Annotated in this window: 18 protein-coding genes; 7 read left to right on the forward strand and 11 right to left on the reverse strand. The window is 49.5% G+C overall.

The features are described 5' to 3' along the window. Window positions 1–118: 118 nt before the first annotated feature. From purN to Q0274_RS03335, 7 genes are all read right to left on the reverse strand, one after another. Window positions 119–697, reverse strand: coding sequence for a phosphoribosylglycinamide formyltransferase (purN, locus tag Q0274_RS03305; RefSeq protein WP_298027650.1), 579 nt, complete (start codon window positions 695–697; stop codon window positions 119–121). Beyond that, window positions 688–2,343 carry an NAD(P)H-hydrate dehydratase gene (locus tag Q0274_RS03310; protein ID WP_298027652.1) on the reverse strand — a complete coding sequence of 552 codons (1,656 nt, stop codon included), beginning with the start codon at window positions 2,341–2,343 and terminating at the stop codon, window positions 688–690. Before Q0274_RS03310 ends, purN begins: the two co-directional genes overlap by 10 nt. Beyond that, the gene (locus Q0274_RS03315; RefSeq protein WP_298027654.1) at window positions 2,340–3,857 is read right to left on the reverse strand and encodes a YifB family Mg chelatase-like AAA ATPase; all 1,518 of its coding nucleotides are present in this window, start codon (window positions 3,855–3,857) and stop codon (window positions 2,340–2,342) included. The genes Q0274_RS03310 and Q0274_RS03315 overlap by 4 nt, the downstream gene beginning before the upstream one ends. Continuing rightward, a complete protein-coding gene (gene def, locus Q0274_RS03320; protein ID WP_298027655.1) occupies window positions 3,854–4,372 on the reverse strand; it encodes a peptide deformylase in 519 nt (172 codons plus the stop codon). Before def ends, Q0274_RS03315 begins: the two co-directional genes overlap by 4 nt. Beyond that, complete coding sequence (clpP, locus tag Q0274_RS03325) at window positions 4,373–4,957, reverse strand: ATP-dependent Clp endopeptidase proteolytic subunit ClpP (RefSeq protein ID WP_005871578.1); 585 nt, start codon at window positions 4,955–4,957, stop codon at window positions 4,373–4,375. Beyond that, window positions 4,958–6,271: a trigger factor gene (gene tig, locus Q0274_RS03330; protein ID WP_298027658.1), complete on the reverse strand. Its 1,314-nt coding sequence runs from the start codon at window positions 6,269–6,271 to the stop codon at window positions 4,958–4,960. Between the two features lie 157 nt (window positions 6,272–6,428). Continuing rightward, window positions 6,429–8,579, reverse strand: a complete 2,151-nt coding sequence (locus tag Q0274_RS03335) for a TonB-dependent receptor (protein ID WP_298027660.1) — start codon at window positions 8,577–8,579, stop codon at window positions 6,429–6,431. Between the two features lie 187 nt (window positions 8,580–8,766). Here Q0274_RS03335 and folE point away from each other — a divergent pair, with 187 nt between their 5' ends. The 4 genes from folE to Q0274_RS03355 all read left to right on the forward strand — a co-directional run bounded on the left by folE (window position 8,767) and on the right by Q0274_RS03355 (window position 12,864). Next, entirely contained in the window at window positions 8,767–9,351 is a 585-nt protein-coding gene (gene folE, locus Q0274_RS03340) for a GTP cyclohydrolase I FolE (protein ID WP_298027662.1), read from the forward strand. Between the two features lie 111 nt (window positions 9,352–9,462). After that, on the forward strand, window positions 9,463–10,662 hold the full coding sequence (locus Q0274_RS03345) for a NifS family cysteine desulfurase (RefSeq protein WP_298027664.1): 1,200 nt from the start codon (window positions 9,463–9,465) through the stop codon (window positions 10,660–10,662). Window positions 10,663–10,665: 3 nt separating this feature from the next. Continuing rightward, window positions 10,666–11,667, forward strand: a complete 1,002-nt coding sequence (locus Q0274_RS03350; protein WP_298027666.1) for an iron-sulfur cluster assembly scaffold protein — start codon at window positions 10,666–10,668, stop codon at window positions 11,665–11,667. A 408-nt stretch (window positions 11,668–12,075) separates the two neighbouring features. Continuing rightward, window positions 12,076–12,864, forward strand: coding sequence for a transporter substrate-binding domain-containing protein (locus Q0274_RS03355; protein ID WP_298027668.1), 789 nt, complete (start codon window positions 12,076–12,078; stop codon window positions 12,862–12,864). Window positions 12,865–13,472: 608 nt separating this feature from the next. Here the strand turns inward: Q0274_RS03355 and Q0274_RS03360 are convergent. The 3 genes from Q0274_RS03360 to Q0274_RS03370 all read right to left on the reverse strand — a co-directional run bounded on the left by Q0274_RS03360 (window position 13,473) and on the right by Q0274_RS03370 (window position 15,322). Beyond that, window positions 13,473–14,186, reverse strand: coding sequence for a rhodanese-like domain-containing protein (locus tag Q0274_RS03360; protein WP_298027670.1), 714 nt, complete (start codon window positions 14,184–14,186; stop codon window positions 13,473–13,475). 68 nt (window positions 14,187–14,254) lie between these two features. Beyond that, window positions 14,255–14,407, reverse strand: coding sequence for a hypothetical protein (locus Q0274_RS03365; protein WP_156187198.1), 153 nt, complete (start codon window positions 14,405–14,407; stop codon window positions 14,255–14,257). Window positions 14,408–14,530: 123 nt separating this feature from the next. Next, window positions 14,531–15,322: a UDP-N-acetylmuramate dehydrogenase gene (locus tag Q0274_RS03370; protein WP_298027672.1), complete on the reverse strand. Its 792-nt coding sequence runs from the start codon at window positions 15,320–15,322 to the stop codon at window positions 14,531–14,533. Between the two features lie 313 nt (window positions 15,323–15,635). Between Q0274_RS03370 and Q0274_RS03375 the strand changes: the two genes are divergently transcribed. Then, window positions 15,636–15,896: a hypothetical protein gene (locus Q0274_RS03375; RefSeq protein ID WP_298027673.1), complete on the forward strand. Its 261-nt coding sequence runs from the start codon at window positions 15,636–15,638 to the stop codon at window positions 15,894–15,896. 19 nt (window positions 15,897–15,915) lie between these two features. On the opposite strand, the gene Q0274_RS03380 is transcribed toward Q0274_RS03375, so the two are convergent. Next, on the reverse strand, window positions 15,916–16,812 hold the full coding sequence (locus Q0274_RS03380) for an MqnA/MqnD/SBP family protein (RefSeq protein ID WP_298027674.1): 897 nt from the start codon (window positions 16,810–16,812) through the stop codon (window positions 15,916–15,918). Between the two features lie 296 nt (window positions 16,813–17,108). Between Q0274_RS03380 and recA the strand changes: the two genes are divergently transcribed. Beyond that, on the forward strand, window positions 17,109–18,152 hold the full coding sequence (gene recA / locus Q0274_RS03385; protein ID WP_177387156.1) for a recombinase RecA: 1,044 nt from the start codon (window positions 17,109–17,111) through the stop codon (window positions 18,150–18,152). Next, on the forward strand, window positions 18,152–19,402 hold the full coding sequence (gene eno / locus Q0274_RS03390) for a phosphopyruvate hydratase (RefSeq protein ID WP_298027724.1): 1,251 nt from the start codon (window positions 18,152–18,154) through the stop codon (window positions 19,400–19,402). Before recA ends, eno begins: the two co-directional genes overlap by 1 nt.

Here is a 19,402-nt window from a genome sequence, read left to right on the forward strand (position 1 = left end):
TTTAGCTAGTAAATTTTAAAATTTAATACTTAGAGTTCGCCCCCAAAATTTAAAGAACTAAGCTTTAAATTTACAAAATTCCGCTCTTTTAAATTTAGCGCGAATCTCTGCGCTAAATTTAGCTTTGGCACAAAATTTCTACGATCACCTGCGGCAATAGCTCATGTTCGATCTCGTGGATTTTGGCTTCGTAAGCTTCAAAGCTCATGCCCGCGCTCTTTTCAAACGCGCGCTGAGCGATGATCGCGCCGCCGTCAAGCTCCTCGCTGACCCAGTGCACGCTCACGCCACCTACCTTCATATCGCTCTCAAAGCTCTGCTTAATCGCGTGCGCGCCCTTAAAAAGCGGCAGCAGCGACGGGTGTAGGTTTATCGCGCGAACTCTGCTCGTAAAAACTGGCGTAAGAATCCGCATAAAGCCCGCAAGTACCGTAAGCTCCGCGCCGCTTTTTTCGATCTCGCGCACGAGGGCGGCGTCGAATTCCTCGCGGCTAGCGAAATCTTTATGATTTAGGATCACGCTTTGAAGTCCGAATTTCGCGGCCTTTGCGATACCGCCGGCGTCCGCTTTGTTGCTTAGCGTTAGCACGACTTCGATCTTAGTTTTGCCAAAAACCTTGCCGTGCAGCTTCTGCAGGATCGCCTCCAAATTTGAGCCGCTGCCGCTAAAAAGCACGGCGAGCTTTTTCACAACCATTTTACCTCCTCGATGAGATCGAGCGGATTTAGCGCGTAGGAATTTTTGGCGAAGGCTCGCGCAGCGAGTGCGTGGGCTAGGACGCCGCAGATCGAGGCCTGCAGAGGCAAGTAGCCTTGCGCGAGCAGCCCGCCGATGAGCCCTGCAAGCACGTCGCCGCTGCCGCCCTTTGCGAGCGCGGCGCTGCCCTTGTCGCAGACATAGATAATGCCCGCTTGGGCGATGAGCGTGTTTGCGCCCTTTAACACGAGTACGCCGCTAAATTTTTCGCTCCACGCCTGCGCAAGCTCGAAGCGCCGCTCTTGCAGCTCGCTCACGCTAAGATCTGCGATACCTGCGATCTTTAAAAGCGAGCAAAACTCCTTCGGATGGGGCGTTAGGATTAAATTTGAATTGGCGTTTAGCAGGCTTAAAATTTCGCGCTCGTAGCACAGATCGGCGTCGATGACGCAGCTTTTGCCCCGCAGCGCGGCAAGATCGATCTTCTGCTCTCCGAGGCCGCAGCCGCAGACTACGACCCGCGCGGCATCGAATGAGCTTTTTTGCATCAAAATTGGGCTTAAATTTAATGGCTCCTTACTAACGACGCTAACGAGCCCGCTGCCGATCGCGTGAGCCGCCAGAGCTGCCATCTGCGCCGCTCCGCTCATCTGCCCGCTTACGACGTAGGTGTGCCCGAAGTCGCCCTTGTTGGTGTTTTGTTTCCTGCGCAGCGGTAGCTTCAGATCGCTTTTTTGAAGTAGAAAATATTCGCTCCGCTCCTCAAAATTTGAGCGCGAAATTCCAAGATTTGCGACCTTGATCCGCCCTACGTAATCCTTTACTGCGTCCGAAAACAGCGCGAGTTTGAGCGCTCCCATCGCGATCGTCAGATCCGTGCAAAACGCACCGCCTAAAATGCGCCCGCTCTTATCGATACCGCTTGGGACATCGACTGCGATTTTTAGGGATTTCGCGCTATTTGCGATAGATAAAATTTCACAAATTTCAGCGCTTATCGGTTTATTCAAACCGCTGCCGAAAATTCCGTCGATTATGCAGTCTGCGCTTGTAATCTTATCGCGCAGGACGCCGCTTGGATTGTCGCATTCGTTGCCTAGCTTGCCGAAATCGCTGCCGTGCTCCGCGGTTTCAAATTTAGCGCTCGTAAATTTCGCGCATAATTTATCGCCGCCGCCCGAAATGTTTGCGCCGTTTAGGCTTTCGTGCTCGTTATCGGGCTTGTCATCACAAGAGCTGGTGCCCTTTAAAGAGGAGCCGCTTGCGCTTTCATGCGTGCAGATGTCCTTGCTAGATGCGTTGTCTGCGTGCCCGCAATCGTCTTTTGCGCTCGCGATGTCGATAAGCCTAACGCCCGCAGCCCGCGCCGCATCAGCTTGAAATTTACCCGCCGCGCTTCTGTTTTGAAGAACGCAAAGCGCCGTGCAGCTAAAATCGCCGCTTAGCTTTCGCAGTGCCGCCATCGCGTCCGCGCCGTTATTTCCGCCGCCGCAAAGCGCCAAAATGCGCGAACCCTTTTTGAGTCGCTTTCTGATCTCGCGCTCGATCCTGCCTGCGGCGTTTTCCATTAAAATTTGCTCGCCAAGTCCAAATTTTGCGCTCGCTCGCGCGTCAAGCTCCTCGGTGCTAAAGAAAATTTTTTTCAAATTTCGCTCCTTATGCGAAAGCTAAGAGCCTCCAAAATATGCGCCTTAGCGATGATTTCGGCGCCTGCTAGATCGGCGATCGTGCGCGCGAGCTTTAGCGTCTTATTCACGCCGCGCTGCGAAAGATCGTAGCGGGTGATCGCCGTTTGCAAAACGTCCCGCGCAGCGCTTTCGCAGATACAAAATTTTTCAGTTTCCTCGTCGCGCAGCTTTGCGTTTAGCTCGCTCTGTCCGCGAGCCTTCTGCGCGCGAAAGGCTCGCAGCACCGCATCCGCCATCTCCTCGCTGCAAACGTCGCTTCTATCGTCCGCACCGGTCTCGTCCATCGCGACATATATGTCGATGCGATCAAGCAGCGGCGCGGAGATCGTGTTTTTGTAGCGCCTGATGTCGTTTAGCGAGCAGGTGCAGGTTAGGTTTTTGGAGAATAGATTTCCGCACGGGCAGGGGTTTTGCGCCGCGACGAAGATAAATTTCGTTTGGTATTCGACCTTGGAATTTACGCGCGAAATCAAAATTCTATTATCTTCTAACGGCTCGCGCAGGCTCTCTAAAATTTGCTTACCGAAGTGCGGCAGCTCGTCGAAAAACAGCTCGCCGCCGTTTGCGAGCGCGACCTCGCCGATCTTTGCGCCGCTACTGCCGCCGCCGAAAATAGAGCTGCGCGTGCTGGTGTGGTGCGGCGAGCGGAAAGGACGCAGCGCGCTAAAATCGACGTCTTTGTTATTTAGCGACTCGTAGGCGCACGAGAGCAGCACTTCGCCTAGGCTCTGCGGAGGCAGAATTCTGGCTATCCGCTTTGCGCACATGCTTTTGCCACAGCCCGGGCTGCCCTCAAAGAGGATGTTGTGCATGCCGCACGCGGCGATCAGGCTCGCGCGCTTGGCGCGTTTTTGTCCTTTGACGTCTTTGAAATCAAGCGAAAAATCGCGGTTGGGAACGTAAGCTTGCCCGTCAATCTCCACGACGTTTTTAAAAAGCGGATGGGTTTCTCGCATGAGCCTGCTTGCGGCGAACTCTTCATCTAAAAAAAATCTGACCGCATCGCTTAGGCTACCTACCACATAGACGTCATAGTTTGGGATCGTGCAGGCCTTTAGAGCAATGCTTTGCGGTACTAAAATTTTAGCGCGCTTCACCTTCGTGCTTAAAAAAAGCAGGATCGAAAAGAGGCTCGCCGTACTCTTTAGGCTGCCGTCTAAACCGAGCTCGCCGAAGACGAAGAAATCGCCGTCGATGCGCTCTTTTTGCAGCGCGATGAGAAGTGCAATCGCAAGATCGAAGTGCGAGCCGTTTTTGGGCGTGTCGGAGGGGGAGAGATTTATGATGATTTTGGACGCGGGAAATTTAAAATTTAGGCTCACAAGCGCCGCTTTTACGCGGCTTTCACTCTCTTTTATCGTAGCGCCCGCAAGACCGACGATATTAAATCCCGGCAGCCCCCGCACGAATGTCGACTCGACCTCTACGGGGATCAGTGCATCCGTGAAGGCAGCGCATTTTAGGGATTTCATTTCGATTTTTCTTTTAGACTTTTTTTGAATTCTTTATCAAATTTTTTGCGTTTATTGTATCCGATGCGCTCGATGAAAAGATGTCCGTCGAGGTGGTCCATCTCGTGCTGTATACAGACGGCTAGCAGTTCGCTAGCGTCCATTTCGTGGGTATTGCCGGTGCGGTCTTGAAACTGTACCGTGATAAACTCGGCGCGCGTGACGTCCTCGTAAAAGCCGGGCACCGACAAGCAGCCCTCCTGAAATACGACCTCGCCCTCCTTTTTTAAAATTTGCGGATTGATGATCTCGATGAGGTCTTTTTTGTCTTGGATTTTTTCCTCATTGGCTAAATTTATGATCAAAGCGCGCACGGGCCTGCCTACCTGGATGGCGGCAAGGCCTATGCCGTTTTTTGCGATCATCGTCTCATACATATCATCCAAAAGCTCGCCCAGCGCCGCGTCGAATTTCACGACCTCGGTCGATCTTTGATAAAGCTTTTTATTCGGATAGGTAAGGACGTCCAGGATCATCTATTTAAAGCTCTTTTGAAGTACTTGATCGATCAGTCCGTATTGCACGGCATCCTCGGCGCTCATGAAAAAGTCGCGATCGGTGTCCTTTTCGACCTGCGCGAGATCTTTGCCGGAATTTTGCGAAAGAATGCCATTTAAAATTTCTTTCATTCGTAAAATTTCTTTAGCTTGGATCTCGATGTCGGTAGCTTGGCCTTGCGCGCCGCCGAGGGGCTGGTGGATCATTATACGCGAGTTTGGAAGCGCGTAGCGTTTACCTTTTGCGCCGCAGCTTAGCAAAAACGCTCCCATCGACGCCGCTTGCCCGATACAGATCGTGCTCACGTCGGGTTTGATGTAATTCATCGTGTCATAAATGCTAAATCCGCTCGTAACCACGCCGCCAGGGGAGTTGATGTATAGATAGATATCCTTATCCGGGTCTTCCGCTTCCAAAAACAGAAGCTGCGCGACGATCGAGCTTGCTACCGCATCGTCAATCTCGCCGCTAAGCATTACGATGCGGTCTTTTAGCAGCCTCGAGTAGATGTCGTAGCTGCGCTCTCCGCGACTAGTTTGTTCGATAACGTAAGGAATCACCATCTATTCGCCCTTCTCTTCTTTTTTGCCCTGTTTGGAGAAAATATCGTTAAATAGCTTCTCTTCGATCAGCGCCATTTTGACGGCCGGTAGCATGCCGTTGTTGCGGTATCTATCTAGGTGCTCTTTCGGGTTTGCGCCATAGGTATAGGCCTCCATATAGACCGCTTGGACTAGTTCCTGATCGCTCACGTCGATCTTGCGCTTTTTGGCTAGCTCGTCGATTAAGAATGTAAGTTTTACGCTGTTTTCGGCAGCCTTTCTAAATTCTTCGCGCTTTTTATCCAGGGCGTCTTTGTTGTTTTTAAATTCCTCGATCTGCTCTTTTGAAAAGCCGCTCCATGCGTTGTTAAACTGCAAATTAATCTCTTGCTCGACGATCGCTTTTGGAAGTGCGAAGTTAAATTTTTCGGCGAGCGCGTCGGCAAATTTAGGCTTTAGATCCTCGTTTATCAGCTTTTGAAGCTTATCGTTTTTGATGCGCTCTTTAATGCGCGCTTCAAATTTCTCCTTGCTCGGCTCTTTCTCGCCCGGAAGCGCTTGCTTTAGCTCCTCTTCGCCGAGCTCCTTGGCAGGTTTTTTAGCCTGAATTTCATGAAGCTTGACTTTAAAAATCGCGTCCTTGCCGGCTAAGCTTTTCGCACCGTAATCTTGCGGAAATTTAACCGCTACGTCGCGCTCCTCGCCCACTCTAAGTCCGATCATTCCGTCTTCAAAGCCCGGGATGAATTGATTTGAGCCGATCTGAAGGACATAGTCCTGCGCCTTGCCGCCGTCGAATGGCTTGCCGTCCACGAAGCCTTCGAAGTCGAATTTTGCAAAATCGTCTTTGGCTAGAATTTTTTTATTGGTTTTAGAAAGCGGAGCGATCATCTGCAAAAATTCCGCCACTTTCTCGTCAATCTCTTTTTGGCTAACGCGCGGGCTGCTAAACTTAGGGATCAGCTCCTCGTACCCTTCTACGCTAACTTCTGGTCTGAAAGAAATTTCGATCTGCACATCGATGTCGCCTTCTTTTTCGTCAAATTTAGAAAAGACCGGCTCGGATAAAATTTCATCTTGTTTTTTCTTTAAAATTTTAAGAGACTCGTCAATCATATTTTTAAGAAGCTCCTGCTTTGCATCGCCCTCAAGCTGCTTGCCGTATCGCTTCAAAACCACCGCGGTAGGCACTTTGCCCTGTCTGAATCCGTCGATTCTTAGCTGCTTGGAGGCCTTTTTGGCTAGCTCTTCTACTTTAGCTGCGATCTGCTTTGCTTCGATCTTGCTCGCAGCTACCGCATTTGCGGCATCTTTCATTTTTGCTTTTACTTCCATAAAATTCCTTTAGAAAATTTAAAAATAGCTCGTAATATATCAAAAAATTTCTTATTTAAAGTATAAATTCCTAAAATTTGCCGAGCCTAAGCGGCTCGCGGCTTTTAAATTTTAAAATTTTTAAGAGCCCGCCTTGAAATTTAAAGCGGGCTTGAGGCTAAAATTTTACCGACACGTTAAACATAAACTGCCGCGCGTAGCCCATCTGAATAGGTATCACGCTCGTGGTCGTGCCGGTCGAGGATGAGGTATAGTATTTTTTGTCGGTTAAATTTTTGACGTTGAACGAAAAATTCGTATCATAGCCCGAAATTTTAGTATCGTAGCTCACGAAGGCGTCATAAACTACGGCGTGAGGCAGCTTAAACGCCGTTCCTGCGGGCACGCTCGGTAGGTTCGTGCGCATATAGTAGGTGTACCACGAGCCGAAATATCGCGCGCCGCCGCCCAGTCTAAGCCCCTTTGCGCCTAGATGCGCAAAATCGTAGTTGGCAAATAGGCTTGCTTGGTGCTTTGGCGTCGCTTCCAGCGGTTTGCCGATTAGCACCGCAAAAGCGCCGTCGTCCTCGCGCACCCTCGTTTTGGTGTATGCGTAGCTCGCCGACATGCTAAGCCCCTGCGTCACGCGCCCGTTTATATCGAGCTCAAATCCTCGCGAGCGAGCCTTGCCGATCGTCTCGCTTATATTATTTACCGTTCGCAGGATGTTTCTTTTATCGATATTAAACACCGCCGCGCCCGCAGTGACGCGATCGTTTTGAAATTTAGTGCCGAACTCCACGGATTTACCTTCCTCCGGCTTTAGATCGCCGCCTATCGCCTCGCCTATGGACATCTGCGGCGTGAAGCTTTGTGCGTAGTTGGTATATACCGACCACTGCGGGCTTAACAGGTACAAAAGCCCGCCCTGATAGGTCGTAGCGGCCTTTTTCTGATCGGTGCTGTTCGGTCCTTGCCAGCTTTGTTTGGCTACTTGATCGTAAAATTCCCTACGCACGCCCAAAGAAAGTATCAACTCGTCGGTTAAATTTATATTATCTTGCGTGTAAAGCCCGATCGTTCTTAGCTTTTGATATTGTATTTTTGGCTCTCTATCGTTCGTTAAGACGGCGCCCGAAGCGGTCTGTCCGGTAAGCATATTGATGCGTCCAGCGGTGCCTTTTAGAGCGCCCGGACGGTATCTGTAGTAGTTTTTGTAATCCGTGCCGAAAAGAACGTCGTGCTTAAGCGGGCCCGTTTCAAATTTGCCGTTTAGCGTGACGCTTGCTGCGTGCGTGCGGTGTATGAAATTATCGTAGTAGTTATACGATCGCGTCGTGCCGGTAAGGCCTTGGGGCGTGAATGGATTGTTCGGACGGACGTAGCCGTATTCGTGCTTGCTGCGCGAGAAAGCGTAGGCGCCTTTCAATATCCAATCCTCGTTAAATTCCTTCTCAAAGCCGAAATCAACCGTATCGAGCTTGCTTTGTAGTTTATTTACCGGCTCGTCGAAGCGGACTTTGCCGCTGCCGTAAATTTTACCCGTACTCGGCACCAAAAATGCGCCGCGATCCACAGGATCGGTAGAGCGGCTATGGGTGTAGCCTAAGTTTATCGAATAATCGTCTCCTTGATACGCAAGCGACGGCGCAAAGAGCGTGTTTTTTATACCGCCGAAATTTCGCCAATAATCCTTCGCGTAGTAATCGAATATAAATCTATACGCAAAGCCGCTATCTGCGATCGGTCCCGTGGTATCAAATCCCGCGTCCCAATAGTTGCGGTTGCCCAGCCCGCCCCAAAGCTCATTTATAAACTCATACTGCGGCTTTTTGGTTACCATGTTTATGACGCCGCCCGGTTGCTGCGCACCGTAGAGCATGCTTGCGGGCCCTTTTAGAACCTCGACGCTTTGAATGGTTTTGTTGAAATTGTGCATCACGGCGCCCGGTACGCCGTTGCGCATAATCGAGCCGTCGCGACCCTCGCCGAAGCCGCGCTTGATGATCGCATCGAAAATATTTCCCGTCGTATTTGCGTAGCTTATGCCGCTTACGTTTTGCAGCGATTCGGCTAAGGTTTCTGGCTTTTTGTCCTTTAGATGCTGCTGCGTTACGACATTTACGGTTTGCGGAATTTCTAAAATTCTCTTAGTCGTCTTGCCGATCTCGCTGCGTACGGCGCGGTAACCGTCGTCGTTATTCGCCCATTCTACGACCTCGATATCGCCTAGGTTTTCGCCCGAGGCGGAGTTTGCTGCGGCATTTTGTTCGGCGCAAGCAAAGGAAAAAAGCGCCAAAGCCGCGCCGAAACTCATCTTAAATTTCATTACCGAACTCCTTGTAGATAAAGCTTATCGAAACGGCGGATTTTAAACAAAAATTTCTTAAATTTAAATATATTATCATTAACATAATGAGATTGATAAAATTTCGCGCGGAATTTTAAAATTTATCAGCGTTATAAAAGGCGTTTTTGAGTAATATCGCGCATCGATTTTTAAGGAATTGCTAAAAATGGACGAAAAAAGCCGAGTAAAATTTGAAAATTGCGTGTCGCAGATGCTTGAAATTTTAGGCGAGGATCCGAAGCGTGACGGGCTTGCAAAGACGCCTGAGCGCGTAGCTAAAGCCTATGAGTTTCTAACTAGCGGCTACGAGCTGGACCCAAAAGAAATTTTAAACGACGCGCTGTTTGATAGCAGCAACAACGAGATGGTTTTGATAAAAGATATAGAATTTTATAGCCTCTGCGAGCACCATCTGCTGCCTATCATCGGGCGCGCGCATGTAGCGTATATCCCGAATAAAAAGGTCGTGGGGCTTAGCAAAATTCCGCGTATGGTAAATATTTTCGCGCGCAGGCTGCAGATCCAAGAGCAGCTTACCGAGCAGATCGCAGGCGCTATAGAGGAGGTTATCCATCCGCTCGGCGTGGGCGTGGTGCTTCAAGCGCGACACATGTGCATGGAGATGCGCGGCGTGCAAAAGATCAACTCGACCACGACTACGTCGGCACTGCGGGGGCTTTTTATCAGCCGAAACGACACGCGCAAGGAATTTTTCGATCTGATCAACTCCCCGAAAGCTTTTGGTTTTTAAAACGGTAAGCGTTAAAGAAAAATTTAGCAATTATGTTATATTATCGTGCGAAATTGATAAAAGAGCGAAATTGTCTGATTAAATTTCAGGCAAATTTTAGAAAGGAATTTTATGCAGCGCGTTTATTTGGATAATAACGCCACTACGATGGTCGATCCCGAAGTTTTTGAGGAGATGAAGCCGTTTTTTTGCGATAAATACGGCAATCCAAACTCCCTTCACAGCTTCGGTAGCGAGACCCATCCCGCGCTAAGAACTGCGATGGATAGGCTCTATGCGGGACTCGGCGCTGCGGACGCGGACGATATCGTCATCACGAGCTGTGCGACCGAGAGCAACAACTGGGTTTTAAAAGGAATTTACTACGATAAAATTCTAACCGGCGAGAAAGATAATATCGTCATAAGCTCCGTCGAGCACCCCGCAATCAGCGCGACCTGTGCTTTTTTAGAAAAAATTTGCGGCGTAAAGATTACTCGTCTGGGCGTCGATAAAGACGGACTAATCAATCTTAATGAGCTTAGCCAAAAGATCAACGACAAAACTGCGCTTGTTAGCGTGATGTGGGCAAATAATGAAACCGGCACGATCTTCCCCGTAAAAAAAATCGCACAAATCGCACACGAGCATGGCGCGCTATATCATGCCGACGCGGTGCAAGCGATAGGTAAGATAAAGGTAAACGTGCGCGATGCGGACGTGGATTTTTTAAGCCTTTCCGGGCATAAATTTCACGCTCCAAAGGGCGTCGGCGCACTCTACATCAAAGATAGCAAGCCGCTTACGAGCCTGCTTCACGGCGGCGAGCAGATGGGTGGGCGCCGCAGCGGCACGCTAAATGTCGCGGGCATCGTGGGGCTCGGCAAAGCCTTGGAGCTAGCGAATAAATTTATAGATTTTGAGCGCACTCAGGTAAGCAGACTGCGCGATAAGCTGGAGGACGCGCTTTTACAAATTCCAAACGTAAGCGTCGTGGGCGACCGAAGCATTCGCGTGCCAAACACCATCCTCGCCTCGATCCAAGGCGTCGAAGGAGAGGCGATGCTGTGGGATCTAAATAAAGCCGGCATTGCCGCTTCTACTGGCTCTGCGTGTGCGAGCGAGGCGCTTGAGAATAACCCGATAATGGAAGCGATCGGCGCAGATAAGGAGCTGGCGCATACGGCGCTAAGACTTTCGCTGTCGCGCTTTACGACGGAGGCGGAGATCGATTACGCGATCGAACATATTGGTAAAGCTATCGCCCGTCTGCGCGGGATTTCAAGCACGTTTGCTTATGCGCCGCAAGGTTATGAGAAAAATAAAGGATAAAAAATGGCAAAAAATAGTTTGATAAACGGCTCGATCTGGGAGCAATACTCGCAAAAAGTGCAGGACCGCATGAATAATCCTCGCTATATGGGCGAGATCACCGAGGAGGAAGCGAAGGCTAGAGGTGGTAAGCTAGTGGTCGCAGACTTCGGCGCCGAGAGCTGCGGCGATGCGGTGCGGCTGTACTGGCTGATAGATCCTAAGACCGATAGAATTTTAGACGCTAAATTTAAAAGCTTCGGCTGCGGCACGGCGATTGCGAGTTCGGACACGATGGCTGAGCTTTGCATCGGAAAGACCGTCGATCAAGCGGTGAAGATTACAAATTTAGACGTGGAGCACGCGATGCGCGATAACCCCGATGAGCCCGCCGTGCCGCCGCAAAAGATGCACTGCTCGGTAATGGCATACGACGTCATCAAGCAGGCCGCTGCGAATTATAAGGGCATCGATCCCGCGCATTTTGAGGATGAGATCATCGTGTGCGACTGTGCGCGCGTAAGCCTCGGCACGATCAAAGAAGTTATCCGCCTAAACGACCTTCACACGGTCGAAGAGATCACGCAATACACCAAAGCAGGTGCGTTTTGTAAATCCTGCGTGCGCCCGGGCGGACACGAGGAGAAGGATTACTATCTGGTCGATATTTTAAAGCAAACCAGAGAGGAGATGGAGCGAGAGAGGCTTCAAGCTCAAGCCGAGGCGAGCGCCGCTACTGGCGCGAAAGCGGGAGCTGAGATGAGCTTTGAGCAGCTAAATTTGATCGGTAAATTTAAAGCTGTCGAAGGGGTGCTTGACGAAGATATTCGCCCGATGCTTCAGATGGACGGCGGTAATCTCGACGTCATCGACATCAGGCCCGCAGACGACGGCAAAACCGATATCTACATCCGCTACTTAGGCGCTTGTAGCGGCTGCGCCAGCGGTGCGAGCGGTACGCTGTATGCGATAGAAAACGTCTTGCAAGAAAACCTTAGCCCAAACATCCGCGTGATGCCGATCTAGGGCTATTACTGCTACGTTTGCATCTTAGCTTAGTCTTACGAAATTTAAGAGCTTAAGCTTCTGCGCAACAGCGGAGCTAAATTCCGCCCCTTAGCTAAATCCGCAATTAGACGCTAAATCTGCGTAGAATTTCGCCGTTTGCTTTTAAAAATATCACAAATTTTGCTAAGGTTTTCTAACGCGAAATTCATCCGTAAATTTTGTCTATAAAAATTTAATTAAAAAGCTTTTTATTTCGCTCGTGTAAGTTTTTTATGAGATTTCGTTTGTAAATTGGACGTAGAATTTCTCCGCGAATTTCATCTTTTTATAAATTTAGATGAAAATGCGCCATAAATCGCAGAATTTTAGCTGGCTATAATTTCTTTTTATTATAATTGCGCCTTATTTCAACTAAAAGGGGAGCAAATGAAAGTATTTGTTTTGGCGGCTCTGCTACTTGGTTTTCTATCTGCAAATTCTTTGGATCAGATCAAAAAAGATAGGCTCGTTCGCATCGGTGTATATAACGATCAGCCGCCGTTTAGTGCGCTCGTAGACGGCAAATACAGGGGATTTGAGATTACTCTTGGCGAAAAGCTCGGTAAGGAGATTTTCGGCGATAATCCTGGCAAGGTAAAATTTATCCCGATCACGGCTTCAAGACGCATTAGCGCTTTACAGCGCAATGAAGCGGATATGGTGATTGCGACCTTTACTCCTACGCCCACGCGAGCGAAAAAAGTAGATTTTTCGGAGCCTTATTTTAAGGTGCAGGTAGGTGTGCTAGCCAAAAAAGACGAAAATGTCACGAGCTTCGATCAGCTGCGCAAAAAGAGGATTTTTGTCATCAAACACTCTCCTATTCACAATTTCTTACGCAAAGCGGGCTTTAGAAAGAATTTAAACTTTTGCGCCAGTTCGGCTAAATGTTACCGCGCTTTTAAGAGGGCGAAAAATGCCGTGCATGTCGATGATAATCTAATCCTGCACGCATACGCGATCATCGATAATAAAACGCAGGTTGCTTTGGATGGTCTAGGCAAACAAACTTACAATGCAATCGCCGTACAGAAGGGTAATAATGCGCTGCTAGAGCTAATCAATACATCTTTGGCAGGACTAAAAAAAGATGGATTTTTGGATAAGACTTTTGATGATACGCTCGGGATTTTTTATCATGGCACGATCGATAAGAAGGAATTCTTGGTTGAATAAAATTTCGTGCAGAATTTAACGTGCGCTTGACTTCCGCGCAAAATTCGGTTCATTGTAATGATAGAGCGAGAAAAATACGTTGCGGGCTTAATTTGCTTTTAGAATTCTGTCTTGATTTTGCTTACCTCTCCTAAAGCACAAATTTATCGAAATTGGTGAGGCTATTTAAAACGCGCGCACCACTAGCGCGAAATTCCATTTTCGGAAGTAAAATTTTTAAGCGATTCGGCTGCATTTAAAATCTACGCAACTTTTATAGAGTCTGTTTCAATTTTGCGTTTCACAAAACCCGCGCTAGCTTGTAAATTTCTATTTTTCAGCTCCAAATACCTGCTCCGTCGCTACAACTTTATGATTTAAATTTCAAAAATCCTCTAAAAGGAGTTAAACCTCCAAGCGCTATTATCGCCTCAGTATGGAGAATTTAAAATTTACGTCCTACATCAAAGGCAAATCTTATGCAAAATCGGTGCTAAATGAGCAGGCGGAGCAAATAATTTCAAATTTAGCGGTATCTGTCTTATCAGGTGCCACGAAGCTGCATATCACAAAGACGCGGCGAATACAAAAAATGGTCGTAAAATTTTACCTCAAGAGCCAATCTTGATCTATTTCACCAGCTCGTAATTATACTCTTTAGTGCCGTCGAGTAGATTTGTGACGTTATAGCCTCGCTCGTTTAGGGCTTTGGCTAGCTTGGCGCTGCGGTTGCCGCTGTAGCAGTGCGTGATTATCTTTTTGTCTTTGTTGGCCTCAAGCACGTCCTTGTAGTTTTCTAAAGGCTCGCCGTATGGGATATTTATCGCGCCTTTCATATGTCCTGCGTCGTAGTCTTGCTTCTGCCTAGCGTCGATGATCAGCACGTTTGGATCATTTGCTATTTTCAAAAACCCCTCCGCGTTTATGCTGCCGACCTTATACAGCTCGTAGTCGTACTGCTTCACGCCAGGCGCGTTCATAAGCACACTGAAGCCTTTTTGTTTAAGCAGATCAAGCGCCTTGCCGCTGCGATTGCCCGTATTGCAATAAAGCACGACGTTTTTATCTTTATAGGCGTTTATCTCATCCAGTCTGCTTTCAAGCTCTCCAAGCGGGATGTTGATCGCGTGTTTTATGTGGCCCGCAGCGTACTCGTCCGCACTTCTGACGTCAATGACCAGATAATTTTCTTTCGCCCTATTGTCCTCCTCTATCACCGATAGCGCTGCGCCGCTTATGGCGTAGCCGTTAGGCTGTTGCATCTCGGCGCCGCAAGTCGCAAAAGATCCCAATGCCGCCAGCAAAACCGCGCTTTTTAAAATTTTGTGAGAAATAAATTTCATATGTTTCCTTTGAATTTTAGCTTTTAAAGCGGGAGATTATATCAAAAATTTAGCTAAATAGTGTGAATTTACGCCGTTAGCAGATGCGAACGATCAAGTAGGCGGTTTGCTTGCAAAAGCAAAAGAGCGATAAAATTTAATAAGGTCGGACTTGCGCCCGAGCAATACCAAAAGATAGGGGTTAAAATATATAGACCGCCACAATAAACGCTCTTAGGCAAAAGCCGCCCGCAAGCACGCCGCATTCGTTATAAACACAGCTTTTTATCTCCTCGCCGTCGCCGTGCGCAGAGGCTTGCTCGTAACGCTGCTCGCCGCCTTAGCCTGCAAAGTCCGCGCTTGAACTATAAAATTTTAACCTCTAGCTCGAGCGCGACGCCGAAGCACTGCAAAACCCGCTTGTGAGCGAGCTCTATCAGGCTCATCACATCCTCAAAGCTCGCGCCACCGAAATTTATGATGAAATTGGCATGTTGCTCGCTAAATTTCGCGCCGCCGATCACGTGACCTTTAAGCCCCGCCGCTTCGATCAGCCTGCCTGCAGCGTCATTCGGCGGATTTTTAAAGCAGCTTCCAAAGCTTGCTCCCTTTGGCTGGTTGGCGCGCTTGGCAGCGAAATCCGCGGCGAGTTCGGCATCAAAGCCGCGCGAAATTTTAAACTCGGCGCCCAAAATCGGCTCCTCAATCCCGCTTCTTCGGTAGGCGAAGCTTATCCGCTCGCACTCCACCCAGCCGCGAGCTAGGCGCACGGCAAGCAGGCTATCGCTAATGCTCGCGCCGGCGAGCCCTGCGTTCATTTTGATTAGCCCGCCGAGCTGCCCTGGGATGTTGCGCAAAAACTCAAAGCCGCCGATGTTTTGCTTTTTGGCGAAGTTGTAAATTTTACCCGACTTCGTCACAGCCCCGATGCTAAGGACATCGCCGCTTAAGCTTATGCGATCGAACTCCTCGCTTAGCATCGCAAGGTGCGGCGGCGCGGGCGAGATGAGCAGATTATTGCCGCCGCCGATGATCGCGCGCTCGCGGATACTCTCAAACTCCGCAAAATCGGCCTCGTCTTTTAAAATTTGCACCGCGAAACTCCCGCCGATGCGCACGGAGGTGTATTTGCTAAAATCTATCTGCTTTGTTTTCAAAATTTTACCTTTTAAATTTCATTTCTAAATTTCGAGCTTGCCGCTCGCCGCGTATCGTTTTAAAATTTAGCGATACCGCCGCGCCGCACGGTGCAAAACGCGAACGCTATCTTAAAATTTAACGCTGCTGCGATTAAATTTAGCTCGCTTTCGATACGTTTTCAGCGGTGCGCTACGTCGCACGCGCAACTCGCACTCTGCGGTACAAAATACAGCCGCGCAATGTACCTCCGCGTATAAAATTTCATCGCCGCGCAGCCGTAAATTAAGGCGGCACATTACGCGGCGACAAATAGCGCTACAGCGCGGTCGATTGACGAACTTGGCGACGATCCGCGGAAGGCTCGGCGTTAAATTTGCGCGCAAATTTAAATCCACGTCGCCCTCTACGGCTAAATTTCAAAAGCGGATTACCGCACGTCAAAAACGATATAAAATTCTACCGCGCGTCTGCTTTTACGTCGAAGTAAATTTTAGCCGAGGCGCGAACCCCTTAACGCCTAGAAATTTAGCCGAAACGAAGGGGCAGTGTTTCGAGCAAAATCAGCCGAAACAAGGCTCAAATTTCAGCTAAATTTTAACCTCGCCCGGCCCTACATTGGGTTTTGCCCGCCGCAGTCCGCAAAGCGGATCTCGTTATATTCGCGCGGGATAAAATTCTCCTGCGCGCTAAGCGGCGCAGGGTAAAAACCGCGCTCGTAACCAAGCTCAAACAGCCTATCCAGCGCCCTTATCTGTACCCCCGAAAGCTCGATCGAGGCCTCGTTAGCATAAAGGCTCAGATATTTTTCGAGCTTTGCATCGTCCACGCGGATGAGATTTCGCTCCATCAGCATGTGCGACAAAAAGGGCTTGTGCGCGGTGGCGATACGCACGCCTTCGGTTAGCACGCGCTCGCACTCGGTGGCGTCCGTTATCGGCAAGCTGCGGCGAACCGCCATACCGCCTAGCGGCAACGGCAGATTTTCGCCCGCTAGCTCGCTCCAGATATCCCAGATCTCGCGCTCCACCCAAAGCTCGTCCGAAAAGTCCAAAATGCTCTCGTGTATCAGCACGCCCGCGTCCACCTCGCCGCTTAAGACCGCGCCCTCAATCTGCAGAAAGTTTTTATAAACTATGCGCGCCTGCGGGTATGCCATGCGAAAAAGCAGGGCATTTGTCGTGTGTTTGCCGCTGAGCGCGACTTTGAAATTTCGCTTTAAAACCGCGCCCTTTTTCTTAACTAGCTTTGGCCCGTAGCCTTCGCCGAAGCTTACCGCCGTGCGCAAAAGCGCGTATTCGTCGTAGATCAGCGGATATAGCGCGAAGCTAATCGCCGTGGCCTCATATGTGCCCTTTAGCGCCTCGTCGTTTAGCGTCTGGATATCAAGCGCGGTGGCGCTAAGCTTTAGATTTTTTGAGCTTACCCAACCAAAATCAATCGCCTTATACATAAAAATATCGTCGGCGTCGGGCGAGTGAGCGACGTTTATATGCTTAAAAATCTTCAAATTTTATCCTTTTTGCTCCGCTTTAAATTTTGCGCGCGGCGCGCAGCTTGATTTTGAATATTGCAAAATTATAGTGAAATTTTGCTACAGCCCTCATAAAAATGCGGAATTTCTAAAGAAAAACGTGAAAAATTAAGCCCGTTTAAAAGGCTAAATTTAATGCTCTCCGCTTGCCGCGCAGAGCTTTTACGCTCCTTAAAAATTTCAAATTCCGATGCCGCGCCGAATTTGCGCGAATAATCAAAAATTCATTTCAAATTTGGTAAAATCAAATGAATTTATTTTTAAGGAAAAACATGGACGAGGGAAAGAAAAAGACGCTGGATGCGGCACTAAAATCGATCGACAAAGCTTTCGGCAAGGGCACGCTCGTGCGGCTGGGCGACAAGCAGGTCGAGCCGATAGATGCCATCTCTACGGGCTCTGTAGGGCTTGACATCGCGCTTGGCATCGGCGGCGTGCCGAAAGGGCGTATCATCGAGATTTACGGGCCGGAGAGCTCGGGAAAGACGACGCTCACGCTTCACATCATCGCCGAGTGCCAAAAGGCGGGCGGAATTTGCGCATTTGTAGACGCCGAACACGCGCTAGACGTAAAATACGCTTCAAATTTAGGCGTCGATACCGACAATCTCTACGTCTCTCAACCCGACTTCGGCGAGCAGGCGCTTGATATCGTAGAAACCCTAGCAAAAAGCGGCGCGATCGATCTTATCGTCGTTGATAGCGTCGCTGCGCTCACGCCGAAAAACGAGATCGAGGGCGATATGGGCGATCAGCACGTGGGGCTTCAAGCGCGACTTATGAGCCAAGCGCTGCGCAAACTCGCCGGCGTCGTGCACAAGATGAACACGACGGTGATCTTTATCAATCAAATCCGTATGAAGATCGGCGCGATGGGCTACGGCACGCCAGAGACGACAACCGGCGGCAATGCGCTTAAATTTTACGCTTCGGTGCGCATCGATATACGCAAGATCGCTACTTTAAAACAAAACGAAGAGAGCATCGGCAACCGCGCCAAGGTCAAGGTCGTGAAAAACAAGGTGGCGCCGCCGTTTAAGATCGCGGAATTTGACATAATGTTCGGCAAGGGCATCAGTAAGGTGGGTGAGTTGATCGATTACGGCGTCAAGCTCGATATCGTCGATAAAAGCGGCGCATGGTTCAGCTATGGCGACACCAAGCTGGGTCAAGGGCGCGAAAATGCTAAAATTTATCTAGAGAATAACCCTGCTGTCGCCGAAGAGATCACTGCAAAGATCCGCGAGCAGATGGGCAGCGTAAATTTCAGCGCAGACGCGGACGATGAAGAAAATTTACAAAGTGGAGATGAATGATGATTTATATCGAAGATGTTTATGCGATAGAGGTACTTGACAGCCGCGGCAATCCGACCGTGAAAGCGACCGTGGCTTTAAGCGACGGCACCATAGCAAGCGCGATAGTGCCAAGCGGCGCAAGCACGGGCAAACGCGAGGCGCTAGAGCTTCGCGATGGGGGCGATAGATACTGCGGCAAGGGCGTGCTAAAGGCGGTAGAAAACGTAAATTCGCAGATCGCCGAAGCCGTGATCGGACTTGATGCGTTTGATCAAAAAGCACTTGATGATGAGATGAGAGAGCTTGACGGCACCGATAACTACTCAAGCTTGGGCGCAAATGCGGTACTTGGCGTATCTATGGCGGTAGCGCGCGCGGCGGCTAAAAGCCTTGACATGCCTTTGTACCGCTATCTTGGCGGCGCAAATGCTAGCGTGCTACCCGTGCCGATGTTTAATATCATCAACGGCGGCGCGCACGCGAACAACAGCGTGGATTTTCAAGAATTTATGATTATGCCGTTTGGATTTGATAAATTTAGCGACGCGCTGCGAGCGGCGACTGAGATTTACCACACGCTAAAAGGCCTTTTAAACGCGGCCGGCCACAGCACGGCGGTGGGCGACGAGGGCGGATTTGCGCCGAACTTAAACGACAACGAAGAGCCGATCAAGCTAATCATGCAAGCGATCGAAAAAGCAGGCTACAAAGCAGGCGAGCAGATCAAATTAGCCCTTGACGTCGCAGCTAGCGAGCTGTACGAAAACGGTAAATATAAGCTAGAAGGTAAGGAATTTTCAAGCGAAGAGCTGATAGAGCGATACGCACGTCTTTGCGAGAAGTATCCGATATTTTCGATCGAAGACGGCCTAAGCGAGGACGACTGGGCTGGCTGGGCGAAGCTAACGAGCAAGCTTGGCTCTAAAGTGCAGCTCGTGGGTGACGATCTATTTGTAACGAATGAGAAAATTTTACGCGAAGGCATCGCCAAAGGCGTAGGCAACGCGATTTTAATAAAGCCAAATCAAATCGGCACGGTTAGCCAAACTATGCAGACGATCCGCCTAGCTCAGCGCAAAGGCTACCGCTGCGTGATGAGCCACAGAAGCGGCGAGAGCGAGGATAGCTTTATCGCAGACTTCGCCGTCGCGATGAATACGGGTCAAATCAAGACGGGCGCGACCTCAAGAAGCGAACGCAACGCTAAATACAACCGCCTGCTTGAGATCGAGCGCGAGACGGACGAGTTTTTGGGAAATCAAATTTAA

The organism is uncultured Campylobacter sp. (assembly GCF_937973075.1).
GTDB lineage: Bacteria > Campylobacterota > Campylobacteria > Campylobacterales > Campylobacteraceae > Campylobacter_B.

Coding starts and splice junctions, on each gene's coding strand:
- Q0274_RS03335 (WP_298027660.1), bottom strand. CDS start 8,579: ATGAAATTTAAGATGAGTTTCGGCGCGGCTTTGGCGCTTTTTTCCTTT.
- def (WP_298027655.1), bottom strand. CDS start 4,372: ATGATCCTGGACGTCCTTACCTATCCGAATAAAAAGCTTTATCAAAGA.
- tig (WP_298027658.1), bottom strand. CDS start 6,271: ATGGAAGTAAAAGCAAAAATGAAAGATGCCGCAAATGCGGTAGCTGCG.
- Q0274_RS03355 (WP_298027668.1), top strand. CDS start 12,076: ATGAAAGTATTTGTTTTGGCGGCTCTGCTACTTGGTTTTCTATCTGCA.
- Q0274_RS03360 (WP_298027670.1), bottom strand. CDS start 14,186: ATGAAATTTATTTCTCACAAAATTTTAAAAAGCGCGGTTTTGCTGGCG.
- Q0274_RS03315 (WP_298027654.1), bottom strand. CDS start 3,857: ATGAAATCCCTAAAATGCGCTGCCTTCACGGATGCACTGATCCCCGTA.
- Q0274_RS03345 (WP_298027664.1), top strand. CDS start 9,463: ATGCAGCGCGTTTATTTGGATAATAACGCCACTACGATGGTCGATCCC.
- folE (WP_298027662.1), top strand. CDS start 8,767: ATGGACGAAAAAAGCCGAGTAAAATTTGAAAATTGCGTGTCGCAGATG.
- Q0274_RS03350 (WP_298027666.1), top strand. CDS start 10,666: ATGGCAAAAAATAGTTTGATAAACGGCTCGATCTGGGAGCAATACTCG.
- purN (WP_298027650.1), bottom strand. CDS start 697: ATGGTTGTGAAAAAGCTCGCCGTGCTTTTTAGCGGCAGCGGCTCAAAT.
- eno (WP_298027724.1), top strand. CDS start 18,152: ATGATTTATATCGAAGATGTTTATGCGATAGAGGTACTTGACAGCCGC.
- clpP (WP_005871578.1), bottom strand. CDS start 4,957: ATGGTGATTCCTTACGTTATCGAACAAACTAGTCGCGGAGAGCGCAGC.
- recA (WP_177387156.1), top strand. CDS start 17,109: ATGGACGAGGGAAAGAAAAAGACGCTGGATGCGGCACTAAAATCGATC.